The 10,221-nt window shown below is 40.5% G+C and carries 11 protein-coding genes and 1 pseudogene; 6 read left to right on the top strand and 6 right to left on the bottom strand.

The features are described 5' to 3' along the window. Positions 1-6 precede the first annotated feature (6 nt). The gene (locus GQR46_RS10650; RefSeq protein ID WP_165740933.1) at positions 7-495 is read right to left on the bottom strand and encodes a Spy/CpxP family protein refolding chaperone; all 489 of its coding nucleotides are present in this window, start codon (positions 493-495) and stop codon (positions 7-9) included. A 165-nt stretch (positions 496-660) separates the two neighbouring features. Here GQR46_RS10650 and GQR46_RS10645 point away from each other — a divergent pair, with 165 nt between their 5' ends. From GQR46_RS10645 to GQR46_RS10635, 3 genes are read left to right on the top strand one after another with little or no spacing between them, the layout of a single operon-like run. Next, entirely contained in the window at positions 661-1,350 is a 690-nt protein-coding gene (locus tag GQR46_RS10645) for a response regulator (RefSeq protein ID WP_165740932.1), read from the top strand. After that, entirely contained in the window at positions 1,328-2,743 is a 1,416-nt protein-coding gene (locus GQR46_RS10640) for an ATP-binding protein (protein ID WP_165740931.1), read from the top strand. The genes GQR46_RS10645 and GQR46_RS10640 overlap by 23 nt, the downstream gene beginning before the upstream one ends. A gap of 3 nt (positions 2,744-2,746) precedes the next feature. Further along, positions 2,747-3,694, top strand: coding sequence for an alpha/beta fold hydrolase (locus tag GQR46_RS10635; RefSeq protein WP_165740930.1), 948 nt, complete (start codon positions 2,747-2,749; stop codon positions 3,692-3,694). On the opposite strand, the gene GQR46_RS10630 is transcribed toward GQR46_RS10635, so the two are convergent. Further along, positions 3,654-4,520: a cation diffusion facilitator family transporter gene (locus tag GQR46_RS10630; RefSeq protein WP_165740934.1), complete on the bottom strand. Its 867-nt coding sequence runs from the start codon at positions 4,518-4,520 to the stop codon at positions 3,654-3,656. The genes GQR46_RS10635 and GQR46_RS10630 overlap by 41 nt on opposite strands. 161 nt (positions 4,521-4,681) lie before the next feature. Between GQR46_RS10630 and trmL the strand changes: the two genes are divergently transcribed. Then, positions 4,682-5,146: a tRNA (uridine(34)/cytosine(34)/5-carboxymethylaminomethyluridine(34)-2'-O)-methyltransferase TrmL gene (gene trmL, locus GQR46_RS10625; protein ID WP_007582820.1), complete on the top strand. Its 465-nt coding sequence runs from the start codon at positions 4,682-4,684 to the stop codon at positions 5,144-5,146. Between the two features lie 68 nt (positions 5,147-5,214). On the opposite strand, the gene gpsA is transcribed toward trmL, so the two are convergent. From gpsA to GQR46_RS10605, 4 genes are read right to left on the bottom strand one after another with little or no spacing between them, the layout of a single operon-like run. Beyond that, positions 5,215-6,222 (bottom strand): NAD(P)H-dependent glycerol-3-phosphate dehydrogenase, encoded by a 1,008-nt coding sequence (gene gpsA, locus GQR46_RS10620; RefSeq protein WP_165740929.1) that lies wholly within the window; start codon positions 6,220-6,222, stop codon positions 5,215-5,217. Between the two features lie 3 nt (positions 6,223-6,225). After that, on the bottom strand, positions 6,226-6,711 hold the full coding sequence (secB, locus tag GQR46_RS10615; RefSeq protein ID WP_010553360.1) for a protein-export chaperone SecB: 486 nt from the start codon (positions 6,709-6,711) through the stop codon (positions 6,226-6,228). A gap of 34 nt (positions 6,712-6,745) precedes the next feature. Further along, entirely contained in the window at positions 6,746-7,003 is a 258-nt protein-coding gene (gene grxC / locus GQR46_RS10610; RefSeq protein WP_165740928.1) for a glutaredoxin 3, read from the bottom strand. A gap of 31 nt (positions 7,004-7,034) precedes the next feature. Further along, positions 7,035-7,466, bottom strand: a complete 432-nt coding sequence (locus tag GQR46_RS10605; RefSeq protein WP_165740927.1) for a rhodanese-like domain-containing protein — start codon at positions 7,464-7,466, stop codon at positions 7,035-7,037. Between the two features lie 545 nt (positions 7,467-8,011). Between GQR46_RS10605 and gpmM the strand changes: the two genes are divergently transcribed. Further along, positions 8,012-9,556, top strand: a complete 1,545-nt coding sequence (gpmM, locus tag GQR46_RS10600; protein ID WP_165740926.1) for a 2,3-bisphosphoglycerate-independent phosphoglycerate mutase — start codon at positions 8,012-8,014, stop codon at positions 9,554-9,556. Positions 9,557-9,559: 3 nt separating this feature from the next. Then, a pseudogene (locus GQR46_RS10595) lies at positions 9,560-10,221 on the top strand (protease); the annotation flags it as partial.

Genomic DNA, 10,221 nt, shown 5'->3' with positions numbered 1-10,221 from the left:
GTAAAATTAACTTTTTTGTTTACGGTGCTTTTTATTCATACGCTTTTGCATTTTAGCAAATTTCTCTTTTTGCTCAGCGTTAAGTACTTGCATTACTTGGTGCTGCGTTTTTAGTTTAATTAAACCAAATTGTTCACCCTTTTCATGGCGTTCGTTTAACAATTCTTTTGCTGCATTTTCATCAAATGTTGCCGCCGAAAGTAATGTATCCATTTTTGCTTTATGCGCTTCACGCATCGCTTTACGGGCTTCTTTATTGTCGCCACGTAATGCTTTCATTTGTGTTTTTTGCGCTTCAAAAATAGCCTTTAGCTTAGTTTGCTGCTCATCTGTTAGGTTTAATTTTTCAACGCCGCGATCAGAAAGTAAAAAACGAGCTTGAGAATGGCCTTGCTTATGCCCGTCGCCTTTAGCTAATACGCTACCAGCACCAAGAGTTGCTGTTGCTAAGCCACAGATAAGTACTAATTTTGAAAGTGTGTTTAATTTAGTCATAATCATTACCTTAATATTGGGTTGGTTGTGGCTGCTAAGCCAGTGAGTTAACTATACCTAACTCAACGCAAAGTAACGCAAAGCAGTGTAAAGGTTGTGTAAAGATTCACCTTTGCACTATTTAGCGGGTAAAATAACGCTATAAACAACTCTAAGGGTTTGTAAATGAAACTATTAATGATTGATGACGATACGGGCCTTTGTGAGCTATTAAGTGAATATTTAACTGCCCAAGGGTTTGAAATACAAAGCGTACACGACGGTGAGCAAGGCCTTAAACTAGCACAAGCGAACGATTACGCACTTATACTGCTAGATGTAATGCTACCAACGCTAGATGGCTTTGAAGTACTTAAACAGCTTAGGCAAACAAAACTCACACCGGTAATAATGCTTACTGCAAAAGGTGAAGACTTTGACCGTATTTTTGGTTTAGAGCTCGGCGCTGATGATTATATTCCAAAGCCTTTTAATCATCGTGAATTACTAGCCCGCGTTAAAGCAATAACACGCCGTATAGAACACATTAATAGTTTAAATGCTGCTGCAACGAGTAAGTTACTAGTGAATGGTATTACCGTTAACCTAGCTGCGCGAGAGGCCTCAATAGACGGCTCTACATTAACCCTTACTGGTACAGAGTACGAAATACTTACGCTATTGTGTAAAAATGCAGGCGAAGTGGTTAGCAAAGAGCAAATTAGCGAAGAAGTACTGGGTAGGCGTTTAGCCTCATTCGACCGCTCTATCGATATGCATGTTAGTAATATTCGTAAAAAAATAGCAGAACATATTACAGGCGAGCGAATTAAAACGATGCGAGGTACAGGTTATGTCTTTATCCAAGGCGAATAAAAGCACTTACTTTGCGTGGTTAAAACACCCTGGGCATTACCTGTTTTTTAAAATATTTATTTGGTTTTGGTTAACTATAATTGGCACTGTAGCAGCGCTTATATTTTTAAGTAATATTACCGCTATTAATGCGGTATCTAACGAGCCACTTTATGGCCCGATGAAAAAAAACTTAATATATACCGCCAAAAGTATTGAGCGGACTGCTATTAAACATAAGCGCAGCCTAAGTGATGTATTAGTACACCCTCGCCTCTCAAAGCGTAAACTTTTATACTTAAGCGCAGCTCAAAGCGAAGACTCTCTTAGTAGTAAAGAGGTGCCTGATAGCATCGATTTAAGTTTATTAAACTTCACTCAAAATATGTCACCGCAAATTATTTTCACTGAAAAATACCAAGCCTTCGGCCCTGTTAATATAAACGTGCCTGAAGGGAGTTTTTATCTTTATGAAATAGATATTAACCATCAACCACCGCTAATAATGCGCTTTAAGCTAATGCCTAATTGGATGAAAATAGTCATCGCGATTGTTGCCTCTCTTATTTTAAGCTTTGTATTTAGCCGTAACTTAATAGCTCCTATAAATAGTCTTAAAAAAGCCGCTATTAAATTATCTGCAGGTAACTTAAGTGCAAGAGCCGATATTTCTGTAAACCGAAAAGATGAGCTAGGAATACTTGGGCGAGATTTTAACAGCATGGCCAATCAGTTAGAGCTTTTAATTAGCTCGCAAAAGCGCTTATTAGCCGATATATCGCATGAGTTACGCTCGCCTCTTACACGTTTAAAAATGGCTACCGGCCTTGCACAAATGCAAGCTAACGACGCTAGCCAATCATATTTATTACGCATAGAAAAAGAAGCAAATCAGCTTGATAAAATGATTGCCGACGTACTGCAAGTGTCTCGCTTAGAGGCCAAAAGCCAAGCGCTTTCACTACAAAAACAATCATTACAAATAATTGTTGATCATGTACTTAACGATGCGCAGTTTGAAGCAAAACAAAATAATAAGCAGCTAAATATAATAGGCGCTGTAGACGTAAATATTGATTGTGATGAAAGTCTTATTGCCAGTGCACTTGAAAACCTACTTCGCAACGCCATTAAATACGCAAATAATACGATTAGCATTACTCTAAAGCATGCTGATGCCATTTATATAGAAATATGTGACGATGGCTCTGGTGTACCAAATGAGCAACTAAGCAAGCTTTGCGAACCCTTTTTTAGGCAGTCTGATGCGCGCGACCGCGTAAGTGGTGGCACGGGTTTAGGGCTCGCTATTGCTAAAAATGCTATTACTGCGCATGGCGGTGAATTAGTGTTATCTAATAAAACAGAGGGTGGACTTTGTGCTAATATCACGCTGCCATTAATAAAAGAGTAAACCATGTTTTATAGTAGTGAGCGTGAGCTTAAAAGTAATCAAATAACAATTAATAACTTTTATAAAAACACGCTAATTAAAGCTTATTTAGATACGCCTAACGGGGAATTATTTTATGCTTATGCCATACCTGAAAAAGCTCAAACTGCCATTGTTATCAGTTCGGGGCGCCTTGAAGGGTTAGATAAATATAAAGAGTTGTTATGGGAGTTGTATAACAATAATTTTGCCATATTCATAGCCGATCACCAAGGACAAGGCCGCTCTTATCGCCACTTAATAAATAAGCATAAAGGCCATGTTAATGAATTTAAAGATTATAGCGCAGACCTAAATTTATTTAATACACAAATAGTGGATACTCATTGGCAAGGTAAAAAGGTGTTAGTGAGTCATTCAATGGGCGGCGCCATAGCATTTGATTATCTTGCGCATTTTGAACACAATTTTAGTGGCGCGTTTTTATCAGCGCCTATGCTTGATATTTATACAAAAAACACACCAAAACCTTTAGCTAAATTAATAGCCAGTACCGCTACCCTTTTGGGTCAAAAAGACAACTACGCGCTAGGGCAAACCGATTATATACCCGATGAGTTTGCTACAAATGTATTAACCAGCAGTCCAGTGCGTTACGAGCTATTTAGGCAAACATATCAAGAAGAGCCATTACTACAGCTGGGCGGTGTTACTTACGGCTGGTTAAATGCAACGTTTGCATTTATAACCTCGGTGGATAATTTAAGCGTGACTATCCCACTTTATATTGCCAGTGCGCAAAACGACGAAGTAGTCGATAACAATGCCCAATATAAATTAGCAAACAGGCACGCAAATACAGTACTTAAAAGCTTTGAAGGCGCTAAACACGAACTGTTTTTTGAACGTGATGAAATACGCGAGCCATTGCTTAAAAGCTTGTATCAGTTTTGTGAGTCGGTGACGGCTTAACAAGTACCGACAAAGGGTCGAGGTGGATCAGTATATCTACCTCAGACTCAAAACGTTCTTTAAGCATTGCCTCTACTTCATCAGCTACGTTATGAGCACGTATTAAACTTAAGTTATCATCAAGCTCTAAGTGCATTTGAATAAACTTAACTTTTCCGCCTTGGCGAGTACGAATATCATGTACACCGTGTACATCTGCATGGGCTCTGGCTATATCAAATATGCTTTGCTTTTCATCATCTGGAAGTTCTTTATCCATTAAATGATCGGCGCTATCGCGAGCAATATCCCAGCTGTTATAAAGTAAGTAACCCGCTACACCTATCGCAAAAACAGGATCGGCATACAACACACCATAATAAGCTAACAAAATAGCTAATAGCACAGCGGCATTTAATATTAAATCACCTTTGTAATGTACTGAGTCGGCTTTTATAGCAATTGAATCGGTATACTTAACCACCTTGTTTTGTACAAATACAATGACCAGCGTACACGCAATAGCAAAAATACTTACCCACACACCTAATAAAGAATGGCTTAACTGTATAGGGTTAAATAATCGCTCAATACCATGAAAAGCAAGTAGGCAACCTGAGCCTGCAATAAACGCAGCTTGTCCAAGCCCTGCAAGTGCTTCGGCTTTACCGTGTCCAAACCGGTGATCGTCATCTGCTGGGCGCAGTGCGTAACCTAACACTAAAAAACTCATGGCGGTGGCAGTAATATCCATTAACGAATCAGTTAACGAGCCAAGCATTGAAGCCGAGCCAGAAGCCAGCCATGCCCATGTTTTTGCGCCAATCATTAAACTAACCATTACCATGGTAACAATGCTTGAAGTTTTAACCCAAAATTCGTAGCTACGGTTATGCACGTTTTAATCCGATAATTAGGAGTACTCAATAGTGTGAGTATATCATTTTTTTAAAAGGTTTCGTGTATACTGCCCTTCGTCAAACTACAGATTATTTTATAAGGCTCATTATGCTGGATATTGTTTTATACCAACCTGAAATACCGCCTAACACTGGTAATATTATTCGCCTATGTGCCAATACCGGCTATGCATTACATTTAATTGAGCCGTTAGGTTTTGAGTGGGACGATAAGCGCGTGAAACGTGCAGGACTTGATTATCATGAATTTAGTCATGTTCAACGCCATGCCTCATTTGAAGATTACCTTGAAAAATGTAAACCAAAAAAAATATATGCATGTACAACCAAAGGTAGTCAGTTTCACCATGAAGCAAGTTACGAAGCGGGTGACTGCTTGGTATTTGGCCCAGAGACTCGCGGCCTGCCTGACGATATGATCCAAGCACTGCCAAAAGAGCAGCGTGTGCGTATTCCTATGCAAGCCAATAGCCGCAGCATGAACTTGTCAAACGCAGTAGCTGTGTTTGTCTACGAGTCTTGGCGCCAGTTGGGTTTTCCTAACGCGCAGTAAATAGCTTTGAGCTAAACAACAAAAACCGACATAACGTCGGTTTTTTAGTTTTATAAACGCTTATAAAATTATTCAGAACGTTGATCTCGGCCTAATAGCGCCATTGCAGCTTCTTTCATATCTTTATTTTCATAAAGCACTTTATAAATTTGCTCGGTAATCGGCATTTCTACACCGCTACGCTGCGCTAATAAATACACTTCTTTGGTATTTCTAAAGCCTTCCACTACTTGACCAATTGACTCAATAGCAGCATCGACGCTTTCGCCTTTACCCAGCGCTAAACCAAATCGACGATTACGTGATTGGTTATCTGTACACGTTAGTATTAAATCGCCAAGGCCTGCCATTCCCATAAAGGTTTCTGGCTTAGCACCAAGAGCGCAACCTAAACGAGTAAGCTCTGCAAGGCCTCGGGTGATAAGTGCGGTACGCGCATTAGCGCCAAAACCAACACCGTCCGAAATACCGGCACCAATGGCAATTACATTCTTAACCGCACCACCGAGCTGTATACCAATAAAATCATCATTGTTATACACACGGAATGAGCGACCACAATGAAGTAAATCAGCAAGCTGCTGAGCAAATTCAGGTGACGTAGAAGACACTGAAATAGCTGTAGGTGAACCCATCGCCATTTCTTTTGCAAACGTAGGACCCGACAGTACCGCAAGTGGAATATCATCACCTAATTCTTGCAAAGCCACTTCTTGTAACAAACGTCCAGTATTAGGCTCAAGCCCTTTAGTTGCCCACGCTACTTTAGCACCGTCTTGCAATGCAGGTTTAATCTGCGCAAGTGTGTCGCCAAAAGCATGGCTTGGCACAACAACAAGTACAATAGCGCTGCTAGCAACGGCATGTTGTAAGTTAGCTTCAAGAGTAAGCGTGTCTGGAAAAGGAGCATCAGGTAAGTAACGTTGATTTTTCCGCTCAGCTGCAAGCGTGGCAACGTCGTCGCTATTTCTTCCCCAAAGTGTCACGTGGTGACCATTTCGGGCTAAACAAATAGCAAGGGCGGTGCCGTAAGACCCCGCCCCTAATACAGTAACAGCTGTAGTTGCTGTACTCATAAGTTATGCGTCTGCTGAAGCCTGGTCAGCTTGCGCAGTACGTTGTTGCATGTATTGTGCAAATAACGCATCAAAGTTAACTGGCGCAAGGTTAAGCTGTGGAAAAGTACCACGGTTAACAAGATTTGAAACAGCTTCACGTGCATATGGGAACAACACGTTAGGACAAAATGCACCAAGCATGTGTGCAAGTTGCACTTCTTCAACTTCAGCAATAGTAAAAATACCTGCTTGTTGAATTTCACATAAGAACGCAGTTTCTTCACCAAGAGAAGCAGTTACAGTTAGTGCTAAAACAACTTCAAATACACCTTCGTCTAGTTTGTTAGAGCGTGTATCTAAGTCTAGCTTAACTTCTGGCGTCCATTCTTTTTGAAAAATGGCCGGAGAGTTTGGCGTTTCAAACGATACATCTTTAGTGTAAATACGTTGAATAGTAAATTGTGCACCGGCTTCTGCAGCTGCTACGTTTTGATTTTCTTCGTTCATTGTTATTCCTAACTTGTTCGTTATTATAATTAAATTAAGCGTTTAACTTAGCGTCAAGTTTACCTTGCGCTTCAATAGCCATCATGTCGTCGCAGCCACCGATATGTTCATCATTAATAAATATTTGCGGTACTGTGCTTGCGCCACCAGCTTTAGTAATCATTTCAGCACGTAGCTCTGGTTGTACACCAATATCATAATTAGTGTATTCAACGCCTTTGCTATTTAAAAGCGAAAGAGCACGCTGACAAAATGGACAATACGCCTTGGTGTATAAAACAACATTACTCATAATAAATCCTCTATCGGCCTAGCTAAACTGATTAGCGACCTGTTGTAGTTGGTAAGCTGGCAGATTGCCACGCACCCATGCCACCTGCTAATAAGTAAACTCGTTCAAAACCAGCTTTACTCATAGCGGCTGCAGTACCTTGGGCAGTCATACCTGTAGTACATACAACTATAATGGGTTTAGTCTTGTACTTTTCAAGGCTTGAAAAGTCAGATTTTTTCGCATTCTCTGGGCTTAAGTGCTCAGCGCCAGAAATACGCCCTGCATTAAACTCTTTTTGCGCACGTATATCGATTACTTGGCCGTCATCACGGTTAATAAGTAACGTAAGCTGCTGAGAATTTATTTGACGAACAGCTGAAAACTTACTTTTTATCCAGCCACTAACAATAAGGAAAACAATACCAACCCAAGCAAGGCTTAAAATGGGATGATTTGTAATAAATTCAATATATTGATCCATTCTACTTCCACTATGAAATTATGTTTTAAACCTAGGGCGTGTTGGCCTTTGTGGATTGAAATTTGTTCAATCTAGGGGCGATTAAATCGCGGCGCGAGATTTGTAACCTAGTGGGCTAAGTAAAAACCGAGCAACAAAGAGGTAATAGTCCCTAGAAAGAACCCAACGGGCAGCGTATGTTTGGTATTTATGCTACGTTATCGCCTATTTATGGGGAGTAACCACACTTCATAGGCTCTGCCTTGCATAAAAACCAAACACACTGCTGCAAATTCAACCACCAAAGTGCAACACGCCCTAATATTTTAGGTATTTTGTACTTTAGCCACGCAAGTATACCCAAACCAACCTAAAATGCGAGTTTAGGAGCACTTAGAGACGTTTAAAAAACAATAAAGCCCCCCATATATAAAGTAAGTGAAAAAAATTAATATCTTGTTTTCAATGCTGATCCTAGCTTAAAAACACGGTATGCTAAAACTACGCTAATAAACCTTTTTAGGTGCACAGTATCCATCAACAGATACTAATTTTCAGGAGCTATTATGACAGAGCATAAAAAACCACTGGTATTAATGATTTTAGACGGTTGGGGATACCGCGAAGATACGCAGAGCAATGCTATTCTTGCAGCTAACACACCGGTATTAGACAATTTATGGGCAACACGCCCTCACACATTAATATCAGCTTCGGGTTTAGATGTGGGTCTTCCTGATGGCCAAATGGGTAACTCTGAAGTTGGCCATGTAAACTTAGGTGCTGGGCGCATCGTTTATCAAGATTTTACTCGTATCACCAAAGCAATTAACGATGGCGAATTTGATTCAACACCAGCCTTAGTTGAAAACATAGATAAAGCCGTAAAAGCAGACAAAGCCGTTCACATAATGGGACTTTTAAGCCCAGGTGGCGTACATAGTCACGAAGATCACATTGTTGCTAGTATAAAACTGGCTGCAAAACGTGGCGCTAAAGAAGTTTACTTTCATGGCTTTTTAGATGGCCGCGACACACCTCCACGTAGCGCTAAAGCATCAATCGAACGTATTGAAGCATTGTTTAGCGAACTTAAATGCGGTCGTTTAGCGTCACTTATTGGCCGTTATTACGCAATGGACAGAGACAACCGCTGGAACCGAGTAGAAAAAGCTTACAATGTAATAGCGCTAGCCGAAGGCGACTTTAATTTTGATAACGGCGTAGAGGCACTTAATGCAGCATACGGGCGCGACGAAAACGATGAGTTCCTAGCTGCTACAACTATTACACCAACAGGTGCAGAGCCAGCCGCAATTAACGATGGCGACACTCTAATTTTTGCCAACTTTAGAGCAGATAGAGCCCGCGAAATTACTCGCGCTTTTGTTGAGCCTGACTTTGATGGATTCGCAAGAAAAAGAACACCAAAGCTTAGCGCATTTGTAATGATGACAGAATACGCAGCTGATATAGATGCTCCTGTCGCCTTTGGTTCAACACCGTTAGTAAATGTACTTGGTGAGTGGTTTGAAAAAAATAACAAAACACAGCTTCGTATTTCAGAAACCGAAAAATACGCACACGTTACGTTTTTCTTTAGTGGCGGGCGCGAAAGCGAATTTGAAGGCGAAACACGCGAACTAATTCCTTCGCCGCAAGTTGCAACTTACGACTTACAACCTGAAATGAACTCAGAAATGCTGACCGACAAGTTAGTAGCTGCAATTAAAAGCGGTAAATACGATGCTATTATTTGTAACTACCCTAACGGCGATATGGTTGGTCACTCAGGTGTATTTGAAGCCGCTGTTAAAGCCTGTGAAGCGGTAGATAGCTGTATTGGCCGCGTTGTTGATGCACTTGAAGAGTTTGGTGGTGAAGCACTAATAACAGCTGATCATGGTAATGCTGAGCAGATGGCAGACCTTAAAACAGGCCAAGCCCATACAGCTCACACTAGCGAACCGGTACATTTTATTTATGTGGGTCGCGATGCAGAGCCAATGCAAGATAAAGCATTAAGCGATGTAGCCCCTACCATGCTTCACTTAATGGGCATGGAGCAGCCAAACGAAATGACTGGTACGCCTATCATGATGTTGAAATAACGCATGAATAGACGTATTAACCGGTTAATTAAGTGCGGTTTAATACTCACTTCATTAGTGACTGCATCTGCAGTTGCTAATGAAGATCGTACTAAAAAAGACTTATCAGAAGTTCAAAATGCACTTGAGCAAAGCCAAGCTGAGTATAACGCCCAAAGAAAAAAAATAGCGTCACTACAAAAAAACCTCAAAAGCCATGAACTCGATATAGCTAAAAATGCTAAAGCACTTAACATGGCAGAACAATCAGTAAGAGAAACAAAAACACAGCAAAAAGAGCTACAAAATAAAGCCGATGAGCTCGATAAAAAGCATACTCAGTTTCAAAAAGTCTTAGCCGCGCAGCTCAAAAGTGCCTACATGGCGGGTGGCGACGACTATTCTAAAATGCTGTTAAACCAAGAAGACACCGCAAAATTTGAGCGCACACTAAGTTATTACAACTACTTAAATAAAGCCCGTATTGAACAAATTGAAGATCTAAAAAACCTTCAACAACAAATAGCACAAAACCAAGAAGAACTTGTTAAAACTCAAGAAAAGCTAGAGCTTTTGTATGATGAGCAAAAAAGGCGCCAAACTGCATTGCTTAATGCGCAAAGTGAACGCCAAGCTAATCTTAAAAATTTACAAGCTCAGCTCAACAGCACCAAAAGCTCAATAAA

The organism is Pseudoalteromonas sp. Z1A6 (assembly GCF_011378745.1).
GTDB lineage: Bacteria > Pseudomonadota > Gammaproteobacteria > Enterobacterales > Alteromonadaceae > Pseudoalteromonas > Pseudoalteromonas arctica.
The sequence above is the reverse complement of the archived record's forward strand: the minus strand, read 5'-3'. Positions and strand labels throughout refer to the sequence as shown.

What these genes read in the sequence shown, in the direction of transcription:
- GQR46_RS10650 (WP_165740933.1), bottom strand. Translation starts at nt 495, where the DNA reads ATGACTAAATTAAACACACTTTCAAAATTAGTACTTATCTGTGGCTTA.
- GQR46_RS10645 (WP_165740932.1), top strand. Translation starts at nt 661, where the DNA reads ATGAAACTATTAATGATTGATGACGATACGGGCCTTTGTGAGCTATTA.
- GQR46_RS10640 (WP_165740931.1), top strand. Translation starts at nt 1,328, where the DNA reads ATGTCTTTATCCAAGGCGAATAAAAGCACTTACTTTGCGTGGTTAAAA.
- GQR46_RS10635 (WP_165740930.1), top strand. Translation starts at nt 2,747, where the DNA reads ATGTTTTATAGTAGTGAGCGTGAGCTTAAAAGTAATCAAATAACAATT.
- GQR46_RS10630 (WP_165740934.1), bottom strand. Translation starts at nt 4,520, where the DNA reads ATGGTAATGGTTAGTTTAATGATTGGCGCAAAAACATGGGCATGGCTG.
- trmL (WP_007582820.1), top strand. Translation starts at nt 4,682, where the DNA reads ATGCTGGATATTGTTTTATACCAACCTGAAATACCGCCTAACACTGGT.
- gpsA (WP_165740929.1), bottom strand. Translation starts at nt 6,222, where the DNA reads ATGAGTACAGCAACTACAGCTGTTACTGTATTAGGGGCGGGGTCTTAC.
- secB (WP_010553360.1), bottom strand. Translation starts at nt 6,711, where the DNA reads ATGAACGAAGAAAATCAAAACGTAGCAGCTGCAGAAGCCGGTGCACAA.
- grxC (WP_165740928.1), bottom strand. Translation starts at nt 7,003, where the DNA reads ATGAGTAATGTTGTTTTATACACCAAGGCGTATTGTCCATTTTGTCAG.
- GQR46_RS10605 (WP_165740927.1), bottom strand. Translation starts at nt 7,466, where the DNA reads ATGGATCAATATATTGAATTTATTACAAATCATCCCATTTTAAGCCTT.
- gpmM (WP_165740926.1), top strand. Translation starts at nt 8,012, where the DNA reads ATGACAGAGCATAAAAAACCACTGGTATTAATGATTTTAGACGGTTGG.